Genomic DNA, 16,015 nt, shown 5'->3' with positions numbered 1-16,015 from the left:
GCTGACTCGAAGGGATGCCCCGCATGCCCGCTCTGACAACGTCCTCCGACGGTTTCCTCCTGCACGGCGAGCCGTTCCGGATCATCTCCGGGGCCATGCACTACTTCCGGATCCATCCCGACCAGTGGACCGACCGGCTGCGCAAGGCCCGTCTGATGGGTCTCAACACGATCGAGACGTATCTGCCGTGGAACCTCCACGAGCCCGAACCCGGCACCCTGGTCCTGGACGGCTTCCTCGATCTGCCCCGCTGGCTGCGCCTCGCCCAGGATGAGGGTCTGCATGTCCTGCTGCGCCCGGGGCCGTTCATCTGCGCCGAGTGGGACGACGGCGGTCTGCCCGCCTGGCTGCTCGCGGACCCCGACATCCGGCTGCGCAGCAGCGACCCCCGTTTCACGGCGGCGTTCGACGGCTACCTCGACCGACTCCTGCCCGCGCTGCGGCCGTTCATGGCCGCGCACGGCGGCCCGGTGATCGCCGTACAGGTGGAGAACGAGTACGGGGCGTACGGCGACGACACCGCGTATCTCAAGCACGTCCAGCAGGCGCTGCGGGACCGCGGCGTCGAGGAACTGCTGTACACCTGCGACCAGGCCAACTCCGAGCACCTGGCGGCCGGCACCCTGCCGGGCACGCTCGCCACGGTCACCTTCGGCAGCCGGGTCGAGGAGAACCTGGCCGCGCTCCGCGCCCACCAGCCCCGAGGCCCGCTGATGTGCTCGGAGTTCTGGATCGGCTGGTTCGACCACTGGGGCGGCCCGCACCATGTACGGCCGGCTGCCGATGCCGCGGCCGACCTGGACCGGCTGCTGGCGGCAGGGGCCTCGGTCAACATCTACATGTTCCACGGCGGCACCAACTTCGGCTTCACCAACGGCGCCAACCACAAACACGCCTACGAGCCCACCGTCACGTCCTACGACTACGACGCCCCGCTCACCGAGAGCGGCGACCCCGGCCCCAAGTACCACGCGTTCCGCGAGGTGATCGCACGCCACACGGCCACGCCCGACGAACCGGCGCCCTCACCCGCTCCCAAACTCCCGCTCACCGACGTCGACCTGGATCACCGGGCGCCGCTGCTGCCGTACGTCCGCGGGCTGTCGTCGACGAACACCGAGGCACCGGTGACGATGAACGAACTGGGCGTGCACACCGGTTACGTGCTCTACCGCACCACGCTTCCGGGCTCGGGCGACGGTCTGCTGCACTTCCCGGGCGGGGTCGGCGACCGCGCGCAGATCTTCGTGGACGGCGCCTCCGTCGGCGTACTGGAGCGGGAACGGCACGACGAGACCCTGTCCGTGCGGGTGCCGCACGCCGGTGCCGTCCTTGAAGTCCTCGTGGAGAACATGGGCGGCGTCAACTACGGTCCGCGCATCGGGGCACCCAAGGGGCTGCTCGGCCCGGTGTCCTTCCAGGGCGCCGAACTGCGTGGCTGGGAGTCGCGGGCCGTGCCCCTGGACCACCTGGCCGCCGTGCCGTTCGGCCCGTCCGGGGCGACCACGGACGCCGTACCCGCCTTCCACCGGGGCACCTTCGAGGTGGACACCCCGGCCGACACCTTCCTCGCCCTGCCCGGCTGGACCAAGGGCCAGGCCTGGGTCAACGGGTTCCATCTCGGCCGTTACTGGAACCGGGGCCCCCAGTACACCCTGTACGTCCCCGCGCCCGTCCTCCGCCCCGGCACCAACGAACTGGTACTGCTGGAGCTGCACGCCACCACCGGCACGCGCGCCCAGCTCACCGACACGCCCGACCTCGGACCGGAGATCGACTGATGTCCCACCCGCACCACCTGCGCGTCCCCTCCCCCGCCGGGCCACCGCTGACCGGGCACCTTCCCTTCGCGGACGCCCCGGGGGTGCCCGACCCGATCGAGGTGACCAGCCGTTGGCTCACCCGTGGCGGCCGGCCCTGGTTCCCGGTCTCCGGTGAGTTCCACTACTCCCGCTACCCCGCCGGGGAGTGGGAGGAGGAGCTGCTGAAGATGAAGGCGGGCGGTGTCACCGCCGTCGCCAGTTACCTCATCTGGATCCACCACGAGGAGATCGAGGGCCGCGTCCGCTTCGACGGCGACCGTGACCTGCGCCGATTCGCCGAGCTGTGCGCCCGCCACGGCCTGGACTTCATCCCCCGCGTCGGCCCCTGGTCGCACGCGGAGGTCCGGAACGGCGGCCTGCCCGACTGGGTCCTGGCCCGCGACTGCGCCCCCCGCACCGACGACCCGGTGTACCTGGACGCCGTACGCCCCTGGTTCGCCGCGATCGCCGAGCAGTTGAGCGGCCTCGACCGGGCCCACGGCGGCCCGATCGTGGCGATCCAGATCGAGAACGAGCTCTACGACCAGCCCGGCCACCTGCTGACGCTGAAGCGGATGGCCCGGGAGGCCGGGCTGAGCGCGCCTCTGTGGACGTCGACCGCCTGGGGCGGTGTCCGACTCCCGCCGGACGAACTGCTTCCGCTCTACGGCGGCTACACCGAGGCCTTCTGGACCGAGGCCGACGGCGGCTGGCCCGACACCTGCCGCAAGCACTTCTTCTTCACCCACCAGCGCGACGACGAGGGCATCGGATCCGACCTGCGCCCGGTCAGCGTGCGGGGCAGCGAACCCGACGCCTTCGCGGACCGATTCCCCTGGGCCACCTGCGAGTTGGGCGGCGGCATGGCGGTGTCGTACCACCGTCGGCCGTACGTCGACCCCGACGACATCGGCGCACTCGGCCTCACCAAGATCGGCTGCGGCTCGGTCTGGCAGGGCTTCTACATGTTCCACGGCGGCACGAACCCCGCGGGTGAGCTCAGCACCCTGCAGGAGTCGCACGCCACCGGCTATCCGAACGACCTGCCCGTCCTGACGTACGACTTCCAGGCACCGCTCGGCGAGTACGGCCAGTATCGAAGGACGTACCACGAACTCCGGCTCCAGCACCTGCTGTTGGCCGACTTCGGGCACCTGATCGCCCCCATGGAGTCGGCGCTGCCCGAGCGGCGGCCGGAGGGGCAGTTCGACCGGGACACCCTGCGCTGGGCGGTGCGCGGTGACGGCACCTCGGGCTTTCTGTTCGTCAACAACCACCAGCCGCACCAACAGCTCCCGGAGCACCCGGAGACCTCGTTCACAGTCGAATTCACGTCCAGCGGCGGCGAGTTGACCCTGCCCAGCACTCCTGTCACGGTTCCGAGCGGCGCGTACTTCTGCTGGCCGCTGCGTCTCGACGTGGCCGGTGTGCGGCTGGAGTGGGCCACCGCCCAGCCGGTGTGCACGGTCGACGTCGACGGCCGTACCGTCCTGGTGCTGACCGCGACGGACGGCATCGCGCCCGAACTCGCCCTGGACACGGCCACGGTGTCGGCTCTGCGCACGCCCACCGGCGACGTCACCCCGGTCGGCGACCGGCTGCTGGTGACCGGGCTGCGTCCCGGCACCGACGCCCTGGTGGAGGTGGACACCGCAGACGGCGGGCGGGTCGGCCTGCTGGTGCTGGACGCGGCGACCGCCCGTACGGCCTACCGGGGCCTGGCATGGGGTGCCGAGCGGCTGGTGCTGTGCGGTGACGGCGTGGTCTTCGACCGGGACGAGGTACGGCTGCACGGTTCGGGGACGGCGACGTCGTTCGCCGTGCTCCCCGCACCGGAGCGGGCGCCCGTGGTGGACGGGGTGACGGCGGAGCCGGTCGCGGACGGGGTGTTCACCCGTTACGCGGTCCCGAAGGCGTCGGCCGGCGAGGGCTCCGCGGTGGAGGTGACCCTCGTCCGGGCCGCCGGGCCCGCCCCGGAGAGCGTCACCGGGATCCAGGGCCGGGCGAGCGCGCCGGCCGACAAGTACTTCGACACCGTGGCCGCCGAGTACCGCGTCGAGGTGCCGGACGCGCTGCCGCCCGGGACGCTGCTGCGGCTGCACTGGAGCGGGGACGTGGGGCGGGCGTACGTGGGAGACATGCTCGTCGCCGACCAGTTCTGCTCGGGGCGGGTCTGGGACATCGGCCTGGACCGGCTGCCCGCCGAGGCCCTGCGGGCCGAGGGGCTGCGGCTGCGGGTGCTGCCACTGCACGCCGGGGCACCGGTGCATCTGCCGGAGCAGGCGTGTGGTGAGCGGGAGACGGCCGCCGTCACCCACGCCGAGTTGATCACCGGGCACACCTGGTCGGTCCGGGCGGGCTGACCTGCCCCGGAGCCCGATACCGCCCGCCGGATCCCCGGGACCGGCCCGCCTATGCTGTGCTCCCGGGGCGGGCCGGGACCGCCGTACCACCGCCACCACACGTCGAGGAAACAGCCACCATGACCCCAAGCGCCGCCGAGGGAGCCGTCCCGAAGGGGCGCAGCCGACGCAACTTCGCCGGCTCGCGCCCGGTGATGGACGACGTGGCCCGGCTGGCCGGTGTCTCCAAACAGACCGTCTCCCGTGTGCTCAACGAGCATCCGTCCGTCCGCCCCGAGACCCGCGAGGTGGTCCTGACGGCCATGCGGACCCTCGGCTACCGGCCCAGCCGCAGCGCCCGGTCGCTGGCCAGCGGGCGGACCCGGATGCTCGGGGTCATCACCTTCGACGCGGCGCGCTACGGACCGTCCGCGATCCTGACCGCGATCAACACCGCCGCCCAGGAGGCCGGTTATCTGCTCAGCTCCATCTCCCTGGACACGGCCGAGCACGACACGGTCGTCGAGGCCGTCGACCGGCTCTCGGCCGAGGGCGCGGACGGTGTGATCGCCATCGCCCCGCAGCTGTGGGTGGGCCACGCCCTGGCGGACACCCGGTTCGACACCCCGCTGGTGGTGCTGGAGAACGGCTTCGACCCGGAGACCGAGCGGCTCACCGGCGACTCCCGCAAGGGCGCCCGCAAGGCAACCGAGCATCTGCTGGGACTCGGCCACCCGACCGTCTGGCACATCGCGGGCCCGAGCGGCTGGACCTCCGCCGACCACCGGCTGGCGAGCTGGCGCTCCACTCTGGAGGCGGCCGGGGCGCGGATCCCCGAGCCGTTGTTCGGTGACTGGAGCGCCGACTCCGGCTACCACCTGGGGCGCCGGCTGGCCCGGCGTACGGACGTCACCGCGGTGTTCGTGTCCAACGACCAGATGGCCCTCGGCGTCCTGCACGCCTTCCACGAGGCGGGCCGCTCGGTGCCGGGCGAGATCAGCGTGGTGGGCTACGACGACATCCCCGAGGCCGCGCATCTGCTGCCGCCGCTGACCACCGTGCGCACGGACTTCGCGGAGATCGGCACCCGGTCCCTGCGGCTCCTGCTGAGCCGGATCGACAACTCGGCCGAACCGCCGCATCCCGAGTCACTCATCCCCGTGGACCTCGTGATCCGCGCGAGCAGCGGGGCGGCGCCGGGGCACTGAGAGCCGTGCCCTGTCGATCCAGGTCGGCCTGTCCTAAGGCCAATGGCGCAGGAACAGGGCGACGGCATGTCGCGTGAGCCAGGCGCCGGCCAGGCCGATGGCCGCACCGGCGGCGACATCGCTGGGGTAGTGGGCGCCCGACTGCACCCGTTCCACGGCCACCAGGGCGGTCGGCACCGCGCACAGCGCGCCCGCGGCCGGCCAGGTGGGGGCGACGGCGGCGGTGAAGGCGACCGCGGCCGCCGTGTGCCCGGAGGGGAACGAGGACGAGTCGGGGCGGTCGGCGACCTCGTCGTGCGGGATCCACTCCGCGGGTGGCCTGGGCCGGTCGGCCAGTTGCTTGCACAGGCCGTTCGACGCCAGTTGGGCGACCGTCAAGGCCATCAGTCCGGCGGCCGCGGCCCTGCGGCCCCGCCACCCGCCCCGCCACGCCATGGCGGCAGCGGCACCGCACCACAGCTTGCTGCTCTCCGCGGACTCCTCCACCGCCGACAGCGCCCTGGCCACGCCCGGCGGGATCCGGGAAGCCGCCTGCTGTGTCAGAGCCCGGTCGACCGTCACCCGCTGTGCGCCGGTCCCGAGTCGTCGAGCCGGCGCAGGTCCTGCTCGTCCCACGTCCTGGTGTCACGGGGCTCCGTGTAGGGCTCCTTGTCGGGCGGCAGGCCGCCGGCGATGGCCCGCTGCCGGACGGTCTCGGCGTCGAACTCCAGGCCCAGGAGAATCGCCAGGTTGCTGATCCACAGCCAGACCAGGAAGACGATGACACCGGCCATGGTGCCGTAGGTCTTGTTGTACGAGGCGAAGTTGGCGACGTAGAACGCGAATCCCGCGGACGCGAGCAGCCAGATGACCAGGGCGAGGAAGCTGCCCGGCGTGATCCACCTGAACCCCTTCACCTTGGCGTTCGGCGTGCCCCAGTACAGGAGCGCGATCATGATCGTGACCAGGACCACCAGGACGGGCCACTTGGCGATCGACCACACCGTCAGGGCGGTGTCTCCGGCCCCGAGCGCGGTGCCCGCCTTGCGGGCCAGAGTGCCGGTGAAGACCACGATCAGGGCGCTGACGACGGCGAGCACCATCAGGACGACCGTCAGGCCGACCCGCACCGGGAGGATCTTCCAGATCGGGCGGCCCTCCGGCATGTCGTAGACCCGGTTGGCCGCGCGCATGAACGCGGCCACGTACCCGGACGCCGACCACACCGCCAGGACGATGCCGACGATCGCCATGAGCGATCCGACACCCGCCTTGTTCTGCAGCTGCTCGACGGCCCCGGTGATGATGTCTCGGGCGGAACCCGGAGTGAACTGCTTGAGATTGCGCAGCACCGTGTCCGTGGCGGACTTGCCGGTCAGACCGAGCAGCGACACCAGGACCAGCAGGGCCGGGAAGAGCGACAACAGGCCGTAGTACGTCAGCGCGGCGGCCCGGTCGGTCAGCTCGTCGTCCTTGAACTCCCGCATGCTGCCGCGCAGCACCGCCCCCCAGGCCGGCTTCGGCAGCTGCGAGGGCGTGTCCGGCGCATGCCGCTCCACGGCGGGCCCGGGGCCCACGTCCTCGGCCCTCGGGGCCTCGCGTTCCGGAGCCTCGCCGCCGCCGTGGTGCTCTTTACGACCAGGAAGATGCAGCTTCATGCCGGCCCGAGTACCCCCGGACGCCGACCCAATCAGAACGCCGATGCGGGAGTCCCCAGGTGTCCACGGCGATGACACCAACCCGCTTCCCTCAAACCTTACTTCATCCCTTGACGTAAGTGGTCCATACCTTTAGGTTCACGGGTCAGCCAGACACCTCGCGACTCCCTCACCCCCCACGAAGGGCTCTGCGCATGCACACCCTCCCGCGCCTCCGCAGATCCGGCGCCGCCACCCTCGTCACGGTGGCCGCCGCGTCTCTGCTGACCTCCATCTCCACACCTGCCGACGCCGCCACCGCGCTGCCAACCGGCTTTTCTACTGTCATGAACGCGGCAAGTGGGCGGTGTCTGGACGCCAGGTCGGCCGGCACCGCCAACGGCACCGTCGTCCAGCAGTACGCGTGCAACAGCACCACGGCCCAGCAGTGGAGTTTCACCGCCACGAGCGACGGCTACGTCCGCATCGACAACCGCAACGGCACCGGCCAGGTCGTGGATGTCGCCGACGTCTCCACCGCCGACAACGCTCCTGTCCACCTCTGGGCCTACGGCGGTGGCGCCAACCAGCAGTGGCTGCCCGTGCACGAGGGCGGCGGCGCCTACCACTTCGTCAACCGCAACAGCGGCAAGTGCCTGGACGATCCCGGTGCCTCGACCGCCGACAGCGTGCAGTTCGTCCAGTACATGTGCAACGGCAGCGCGGCCCAGCGCTTCCAGGTGGTCCCCGTGGCCCAGTCGGCCACCAACCCGGACCTGGGGCCCAACGTGGTCGTCTTCGACCCGTCGATGTCGTCCTCGACGATCCAGTCGCGGCTGAACTCGATCTTCCAGCAGCAGGAGACCAACCAGTTCGGCGCCCAGCGCTACGCCGTCCTGTTCAAGCCGGGCTCCTACAGCGCGGACGTCAACGTCGGCTTCTACACGCAGGTCGCGGGGCTCGGTCTGAGCCCGGACTCGGTCACGGTCAACGGCGCGGTGCACGCCGAGGCCGACTGGTTCCAGGGCAACGCGACGCAGAACTTCTGGCGCGGGGCCGAGAACCTGTCCGTCAACCCCACGAACGGCAGCGACCGTTGGGCGGTCTCGCAGGCGGCGGCGTACCGCCGGATGCACCTGCGCGGCAACCTCGCCCTCGACGACAACGGCTGGTCCAGCGGCGGCCTGCTCGCCGACACGAAGATCGACGGACAGGTCGACTCCGGCAGCCAGCAGCAGTGGCTGACCCGCAACTCCCAGCTCGGCAGCTGGACCGGCGCCAACTGGAACATGGTCTTCGTCGGCAGCCAGGGCGTCCCCGGCACCAGCTTCCCCAACCCGCCCCACACCACGGTCGCGCAGTCCCCGGTGAGCCGGGAGAAGCCCTTCCTGTACGTCGACGGGGACGGCGCCTACCAGGTGTTCGTGCCGTCCGTGCGGTCCAACTCCACCGGCACCAGCTGGGCGAACGGCTCCCCGTCCGGCAGCTCCCTGCCCCTGGACACCTTCTACGTCGTGAAGCCGGGCGCGAGTGCCGCCGACATCAACGCGGCACTCGCGGCGGGCAAGAACCTCCTGGTCACCCCCGGCGTGTACCACCTGAACCAGACGCTCCAGGTGAACCGCGCCGACACCGTCGTGCTCGGCCTCGGCCTCGCCACGTTCGTTCCGGACAACGGCGTCACGGCGATGAAGGTGGCCGACGTCGACGGCGTGAAGGTCGCGGGCGTCCTCTTCGACGCGGGCACCACCAACTCGCCCACCCTGATGGAGGTCGGGCCGACCGGCTCCTCCGCCTCCCACGCCGCGAACCCGACCTCCCTGCACGACGTGTACTTCCGCGTCGGCGGCGCGGGCGTCGGCAAGGCGACCACCAGCCTCGTGATCAACAGCGACAACGTCATCGGCGACCACATGTGGATCTGGCGCGCCGACCACGGCAGTGGCGTCGGCTGGACCACCAACACCGCGGACACGGGCCTGATCGTCAACGGCGACAACGTCACGGCGTACGGCCTGTTCGTCGAGCACTACCAGAAGTACCAGACCGTGTGGAACGGCAACGGCGGCCGCACGTACTTCTACCAGAACGAGATGCCCTACGACCCGCCCAACCAGGCGGCCTGGACGAACGGTTCCACCCAGGGCTACGCCGCCTACAAGGTCGCCGACTCGGTCACCAGCCACCAGGCCTACGGCCTCGGCAGCTACTGCTACTTCAACGTGAACCCGGGTGTGGTCGCGGAACGGGCCATCGAGGCGCCCAACACCGCGGGCGTGCGCTTCCAGAGCATGGTGACGGTCTCCCTCGGCGGCACCGGGACCATCCGGCACGTCGTCAACGGCACCGGTGGCCCGTCCAACTCCGCGACCAACGTGGCCAATCTGACCAGCTACCCGTAGAGCTCCGTCCTTCGGCCGCCCCCCCCTCGACGGGGGGGCGGCCTCCTTCACCCCCCTCAAGGAGCGTGCTCACCCATGTCCGTATCCCTCCGCAGAGGCCGCTTCGCGGTCTTCTCCGTCCTCGCCGCCGTGCTCACCGCGCTGTTCACGGTGACGCCCGCACACGCCGCCTCCGGCACGATCACCGGCCTCGCCGGCAAGTGCGTCGACGTGGCGGGCGCGAGCACCGCCAACGGCACGGCCGTACAGCTCTACGACTGCAACGGCACCGGTGCGCAGATCTGGTCCAACTCCGGTGACGGGACCCTGAGGGCGCTCGGAAAGTGTCTGGACGTCGCCGACCGCAGCACCGCCGACGGGGCCGCCGTACAACTCTGGGACTGTTCGGGCGGCGCCAACCAGCAGTGGGTGGTCTCCGCCGCACGCGACATCGTCAACCCGGCCGCGAACAAGTGCCTGGACGTCCGCGACAACAGCAGCGCCAACGGCACCCGGCTCCAGATCTGGACCTGCGCCGGTACGGCCAACCAGAAGTGGAACGCGCCCGCGAGCGGAGGCGGCGGCACACCGTCCGGATTCGTCGTCAGCGAAGCGCAGTTCAACCAGATGTTCCCGAACCGGAACTCCTTCTACACCTACAGCGGCCTGGTCGCGGCGCTGAGCGCCTACCCCGGATTCGCGAGCACCGGCAGCGACACGGTGAAGAAGCAGGAGGCCGCGGCGTTCCTCGCCAACGTGAACCACGAGACCGGCGGTCTCGTCCACATCGTCGAGCAGAACACGGCCAACTACCCCACCTACTGCGACTGGAACCAGCCGTACGGCTGCCCGGCGGGACAGGCCGCGTACTACGGGCGCGGACCGATCCAGCTGTCCTGGAACTTCAACTACAAGGCCGCGGGCGACGCGTTGGGGCTCGACCTGCTCAACAACCCCTGGCTGGTGCAGAACGACTCCGCCGTGGCCTGGAAGACCGGCCTCTGGTACTGGAACACCCAGTCCGGCCCCGGCACCATGACTCCGCACAACGCCATGGTCAACCAGGCCGGCTTCGGCCAGACGATCCGCAGCATCAACGGCTCCCTGGAGTGCGACGGCCGCAACCCGGCCCAGGTGCAGAGCCGCGTCGACGCCTACAACCGGTTCACGTCGATCCTCGGGGTCATCCCCGGCGGCAACCTCTACTGCTGAACAGGGGGACCTCGTGCGCAAGTTGAGAACCCTGGCCACGTTTCTGGGCGCACTGGCGCTCGTCGTGACGATCCCCGCGACCGCCCACGCGAACGTCCTGACCCTGCTGCCCCAGAACGCCGACGGTCTGGAGCAGACCTTCTCCCCCGCCTACGACTACGACCGCGACGGCTGCTACGCCACCGCCGCGATCGGCGCGGACGGCACGCTCAATCCCGGCCAGAAGCTCGGCGGCGACGTCAACGGCAAGTGCCACGACTACGCCCAACTGGCCAACGCCAACACCTACTCCCGGGCCAAGTGCGACAACGGCTGGTGTGCCGTGATGTATGCCAGCTACTTCGAGAAGGACCAGGCGACCCTGGGTCCGGCGGCCATCGGGCACAGGCACGACTGGGAGCACGTCGTGGTGTGGATCCTCGGCGACCAGGTCCAGTACGTGTCGGTGTCCCAGCACTCCGGCTACCAGGTGGCAGCCCGTTCCGCGGTGCGTTTCGACGGCAGCCACCCGAAGATCGTCTACCACAAGGACGGTGTCTCGACCCACTGCTTCCGGTTCGCGGGCGGCAACGACGAGCCGCCGGAGAACGCCACGGGCGGCTGGTTCTTCCCGCGTCTCGTCGGCTGGAACGGCTATCCCGCCGGGTACCGCGACAAGCTCATCGGCGCCGACTTCGGCTCGGCGACCCTCAAGATCGACGACGGCGACTTCCCGTACGCCCTCGACCGCGCCAAGCCGACCGGGATCAGCTTCGACCCGTACGCCTGAGAAGGGCGGCAGGCCGAGCCGCGGGTCTCCGACGTACCGGTCGGCGCGTCCTCCCCCCGCGGCTTCGCCCGCCCGTCCCATCAGCCGCATGTACTCAAGACGCAGTCTGGTGCCCGGCATGAGATCACGTGCCCGCTGACGCTCACGCGCCTCGCGCCCCTGATCAGACGTCAATCCAGGATCTTCGGCGTGGGCAGCCCCTCCCGCCCTGCCTCGTACCCGAACCGCAGCCCCACATCACCGAGGCCGCTCAGCCGGTCAAGGCAATTCGAGTTCGGGCAGGGAGAAGAAACCGGTAATGGATCCCTCCGTTTGCGTCGTGTGACTGGCTGAAGGGGTGCCGCAACCGGTCCGTCGCCGGTTTCCCGGCGGAAGACAGGCTCCGGCCACACGGTCACCGGGACGGAGATTGTGCTGTGCCACCGTGCCCAACAACTCGGCGGGCGCGTCCACCGGCGGTCACTTGGAGCCGATGCCAGGTCCTGACCCGGCGAACCATCGGATGGTTCGCGCCCAGACCATCGGGTTCTGTGGGCTGTACCGCATAATCCTCGCGTGTCCGAAACTCCCGTCCCGATACCGTCGGGATCCGTTCCGACAGGTACGCCCGCCTGGTCATCCGCCGACGCCGTCCAGTGGCTGCAGACGCGGCCCGCGGGCTGGGTGCGGCCGATGTGGTCCGTGCTGGCGCTGCTGGTCACCGTCGGATGGGCCATCGCGGTGGAGCCGGAACCGCCGTGCAGTGATGCGGTGCCGTGTGGGACCGACTGGGGCGGCATGGTGCAGATTGGCCTGGCCGTGGGCCTGTTGTACTGGCTCACCCGGCTGCCGGAACTCACGCTGATCGCCGCGCCCGCCTTGGCGGGCATCGTGGCATGGGTCGAGCTACCGAGCGCCGACTCGATGTCCCGGGCCGCGAACGTCGCCGTGATCGCGGCTCTCGCCTTCGGCTGGACCGCGGCCCGCGAGCGACTGGCCACACGCTCCAGGCAACGCCGGCTCACGGAGCGGGCCGCCGGCATGGGGCATCCGCTACCGGGACCGGTCGGCCCGCTCAGGCGAGGGACGCTCCCGCTCGCCGCCGCGCTGGTCTTGTGCACCGTGGCCGCCGGTGGCGTGCTGCTGGGGCTGAGAGGCATCCATGGAGACGAGCAGCGCGCGGCCCGGGCCGTGCGCACCACGGCGAAAGTGATCAGCCATGGCGAGGAGTCGGTACAGCTCCGCACCGATGATGCACGGCGCATCACCGTCGACTCGTATTACCCGGAGGACTACGGCGTCGGCGGCACGGTGACCGTGCTGGAGGACGGCTCGTGGCGGCGCCTGGTGGCCGAGCCGTACGACGCCATCGGCTGGCAACTGCTGGTCCTGGCTACCGCACTGCCCGGGCTGTCCCTGCTCACCGTGGGCGTCCTCGCCCGCCGCCGTGCCGCGGCGCTGCGCCGCGCACCGGTGCCGGCTCTGCGCGTGCTGGAGCGCACCGATCATGAAGGCCGGACCTGGGTCTACGCGGCCGACGACAGCTCAGGCCGCACCCCGCTCTTCGCCTGCTTCTTCGCAGCGGCGCTCCCGGACGGCGACGGGTCCGCAAGCCGCATCGATTTCGATGACAATGACGAGGAGGAGGAAGACCCCGTCGTCGACACACGACTGCACGAAGCGGTCATGCTCGGTGCGCCGTACGACGGCGGTGAACTGCTCCTTGTCACGACAGACCGGGACGGGCATCCGATCGTGATCCGTACCGCCGGCCGGCTCCGATTTGCTCGAACCGGCAAGGACCCACTCCTGGATCCCCATGCCCTCAAGGCAGCCCGCTCCGATATCGCAGGGCCACGCCACCAGGACCGGGCCGACCGCATCGCCGCCACTTTGGCACCCACCAGCCATCCCCTGCGCTGGGGACCAGGCTCGGTGGCCCGAACGGCGGGACTGGCCTTCACCGCAGGCGTGGCAGCCGGCATCGCCTACTTCACGCGCTCCCTCGTGACCGACGGCTTCGGCTGGGAGATCCTCCCCCTGCTCGGCCTGCTGATATGGATCAACCTGGCGGCCGTTCTCCTGAACTGGCGCGTCACTGCGGACAGCACCGGCCTGCGGCTGACCGGGGCCTGGACGGTACGACACGTCCCCTGGGAACAGCTGCGGGCGGCCCGGTACACCGATGAGGGCAGTGTGGAGATACGCCTGTCGGACGGCAGCACCTGGCATCTGACGGGCCTGGGTGAGCCGCGGCTCGAGCGACGTCTGCGGGTGCGTCCGTCGTACGTCCGCATGGTCGAGGAGGTCACCACTCTGCACCTCCACCCGGAACTGCGCCCCACCGACCGCTGCTCACCGCGCGACCACGGCCTGCCGCTCGGTCCCGTTCTGCTCTTCCTCGTCGCCCTCACCACGGCAGCCGCGCTCTTCGTATGAGCAGGCCGAGGGCAGAACCTTAGAGGCTGCCGCGACCGTGACCACTCCGCGCAGGACGCCGACTCCTCGCCCCCGTTCCACTGTCACCGCCCGGGACACTGATACTGACGGGGCGATCGACAAGCGGGGGCAACGGTGGACTGGACACTGGCAGGAGGGCTGGCCGCCGGCCTGCTGATCGCGACCGTGACCGCCCCGGTCGGTGTGTCCGGCGCGGTGTTCCTCCTTCCGGTCCAGCTGAGCGTCTTCGGTGTGCCCAACCCGGCGGTCACCCCGACCAACCTGCTGTTCAACGTCGTCGCCGGACCCGGAGCTCTGTGGCGCTACCGCCGCGACGGCGCCCTGCGTGGCGACCTAGCCCGGCGTCTGGTGCTGGGCACCCTGCCCGGCGTCGTCCTCGGCGCCGCCATCCGCGTCTTCGCCCTCCCCGGCCCGAGCGTCTTCCGGCTCCTGATCGCCGCCCTGCTGCTGCCGCTGGGCCTGTGGCTGTGCCTGCGCACCCTCACCCCGGTACGCCACCGCCCGCCGTCCGCAGGCGAGTTGACCCCACGTACGCTCACCGGTCTCGCCCTGGCGGTCGGAGTGGTCGGCGGCATCTACGGCATCGGCGGCGGCTCCCTCCTCGGACCGATCCTCGCCGGACGCGGCCTGCCCGTCGCACGCGTCGCCCCGGCGGCGCTCGCCGCCACATTCGCCACCTCCGTTGTCGGCGCCGCCGCCTACGCGCTGTTCTCACTCATCGGCTCCGGAGACGTCGCCCCCGACTGGTGGCTCGGACTCGCCTGCGGCACCGGCGGACTCATCGGCGGCTACCTCGGCGCCCGCCTCCAGCCCCGTCTGCCCGAACGAGCCCTACGTCTCCTGCTCGGCACCCTCGCCGCAGCCCTCGGCACCCTGTACGCAGCCCAGACCCTGAACTGAGCCCATGCCGCTTGGGGACCTCCGACGGAGACCATCAACGGTCGGTCGGCACTGGACAACGACCGAGGTCCAGGGAACACGGACGCGTGGTCACCGTCTTCAGCCCACCGGGACGTCGCCCGCCGCCTGCACCACGTGTCGCGTCAGCCCTCCCCGGTCGTCATCAAACCCGCGGAAGCCCTGCGCAAGCGACTGGGCTTCGAAAGGAACTTCGCAACCTGGCCTGACGGACCGTCAGGAACGTCAGCAAAGGTCAGCAATCGCTCTGCCACAGCTGCCCACAGACGGCTACAGCAAGCGGTCGACCGCCGGAGGCAATGCCAGGCCGCGCCCCACTCGACTGCGTCACCAACACGCAGGCATCCCTGCAGGTCAGCGCACTCTGCCTCGCGGCTTCAACGGCAGCGGCGGCAGCTCCGGAGCGGGCAGCGGAGCCCCGTCGTAGCCCTTCACCTCACCGAAGCGGGACCCTGTCATCCAGTCCTCACGGGCCTGTTCGATCTCCTCCTGGGACCGCCCGATCCAGTTCCAGAACATGACGAGCTCCTCCTCGAACGGCTCGCCGCCCAGGAGCATCAGGCCCGCGTCCGACTCGGCGCGGAGCGGGAGTTCGGTGCGGCCGCAGCCGAGGTAGAGCATCGAACCGGGCAGGAGCGGCACCCCGTCCACGTGGGCCTCGCCGGACATGGACAGGACGGCGTACTCGAAGTCCGGTACCAGGGGCAGACGTACCTCCGCGCCGCGGGCGAGGGTCAGGTCGGCGCCGACGATGGGGGTGTACGCCGTTCCGGGTGAGCGTGCGCCGTCGAGGTCGCCCAGGATGAGCGTGGCCGTCAGGCCGGGTGCCGTGATCTGCGGCAGCTCGGCGTGGTGCTCGAAGCGCGGGTCGGTGTGGCGGTGGCCGTCGGGCAGGGCAACCCAGAGCTGGGCGCCGTGCAGGAAGCGGGCGTGGGACTTCGGGCTCTCCTCGGAGTGGCTGATCGCGCGGCCGGAGGTCATCAGGCCCAGCTCACGGGGACGGATGGTCTGGAGGCTGCCGGTGGAGTCGCGGTGCAGCACCTCGCCCTGGTGCAGCCAGCTCACCGTCTGCAGGCCCATGTGCGGGTGCGGGGGCACCTGCATGCCCGGCTCGTCGGCGATGTCGTCTGGGCCGTAGTGGTCGACGAAACACCAGGCGCCGACCATGCGGCGGCCCAGGTTGGGAAGAAGCCGGCGTACCTCGCCGGCCTCGCCGAGCTTGACGCGCCGAGGGCTGAGGAGTTCGCGCACGGGTTCCGCCACCACGAAGCCGCGGCCGCCGCACAGGGCGGGAACCGGCTCGCGATCAAGATTGCTCATGACGCCCA

At 70.7% G+C, this 16,015-nt stretch carries 11 protein-coding genes; 8 read left to right on the top strand and 3 right to left on the bottom strand.

The genetic code is table 11. The features are described from left to right. Positions 1-23 precede the first annotated feature (23 nt). From RNB18_RS00180 to RNB18_RS00170, 3 genes are all read left to right on the top strand, one after another. Positions 24-1,781: a beta-galactosidase gene (locus RNB18_RS00180; protein WP_311712059.1), complete on the top strand. Its 1,758-nt coding sequence runs from the start codon at positions 24-26 to the stop codon at positions 1,779-1,781. Beyond that, complete coding sequence (locus RNB18_RS00175) at positions 1,781-4,165, top strand: beta-galactosidase (RefSeq protein ID WP_311712058.1); 2,385 nt, start codon at positions 1,781-1,783, stop codon at positions 4,163-4,165. Before RNB18_RS00180 ends, RNB18_RS00175 begins: the two co-directional genes overlap by 1 nt. Before the next feature lie 119 nt (positions 4,166-4,284). Further along, the gene (locus tag RNB18_RS00170; protein WP_311712057.1) at positions 4,285-5,352 is read left to right on the top strand and encodes a LacI family DNA-binding transcriptional regulator; all 1,068 of its coding nucleotides are present in this window, start codon (positions 4,285-4,287) and stop codon (positions 5,350-5,352) included. A gap of 33 nt (positions 5,353-5,385) precedes the next feature. Here RNB18_RS00170 and RNB18_RS00165 read toward each other — a convergent pair whose 3' ends face one another. Further along, positions 5,386-5,859, bottom strand: a complete 474-nt coding sequence (locus tag RNB18_RS00165; RefSeq protein WP_311712056.1) for a phosphatase PAP2 family protein — start codon at positions 5,857-5,859, stop codon at positions 5,386-5,388. Between the two features lie 50 nt (positions 5,860-5,909). After that, positions 5,910-6,989 (bottom strand): YihY/virulence factor BrkB family protein, encoded by a 1,080-nt coding sequence (locus tag RNB18_RS00160; protein WP_311712055.1) that lies wholly within the window; start codon positions 6,987-6,989, stop codon positions 5,910-5,912. 194 nt (positions 6,990-7,183) lie between these two features. Here RNB18_RS00160 and RNB18_RS00155 point away from each other — a divergent pair, with 194 nt between their 5' ends. From RNB18_RS00155 to RNB18_RS00135, 5 genes are all read left to right on the top strand, one after another. Continuing rightward, positions 7,184-9,370: an RICIN domain-containing protein gene (locus tag RNB18_RS00155; RefSeq protein WP_311712054.1), complete on the top strand. Its 2,187-nt coding sequence runs from the start codon at positions 7,184-7,186 to the stop codon at positions 9,368-9,370. A 75-nt stretch (positions 9,371-9,445) separates the two neighbouring features. Next, entirely contained in the window at positions 9,446-10,561 is a 1,116-nt protein-coding gene (locus RNB18_RS00150) for a glycoside hydrolase family 19 protein (protein ID WP_311712053.1), read from the top strand. A gap of 13 nt (positions 10,562-10,574) precedes the next feature. Next, positions 10,575-11,330, top strand: coding sequence for an NPP1 family protein (locus RNB18_RS00145; protein WP_311712052.1), 756 nt, complete (start codon positions 10,575-10,577; stop codon positions 11,328-11,330). Positions 11,331-11,885: 555 nt separating this feature from the next. Further along, positions 11,886-13,748 (top strand): hypothetical protein, encoded by a 1,863-nt coding sequence (locus RNB18_RS00140; protein WP_311712051.1) that lies wholly within the window; start codon positions 11,886-11,888, stop codon positions 13,746-13,748. Positions 13,749-13,883: 135 nt separating this feature from the next. Beyond that, a complete protein-coding gene (locus RNB18_RS00135; protein WP_311712050.1) occupies positions 13,884-14,669 on the top strand; it encodes a sulfite exporter TauE/SafE family protein in 786 nt (261 codons plus the stop codon). Positions 14,670-15,041: 372 nt separating this feature from the next. Here RNB18_RS00135 and RNB18_RS00130 read toward each other — a convergent pair whose 3' ends face one another. Beyond that, complete coding sequence (locus RNB18_RS00130) at positions 15,042-16,007, bottom strand: pirin family protein (protein WP_311712049.1); 966 nt, start codon at positions 16,005-16,007, stop codon at positions 15,042-15,044. Between the last annotated feature and the right edge of the window lie 8 nt (positions 16,008-16,015).

Source organism: Streptomyces doebereineriae, from assembly GCF_031845645.1.
Lineage (GTDB): Bacteria > Actinomycetota > Actinomycetes > Streptomycetales > Streptomycetaceae > Streptomyces > Streptomyces canus.
This window is presented reverse-complemented; position numbering and strand designations above follow the sequence as displayed.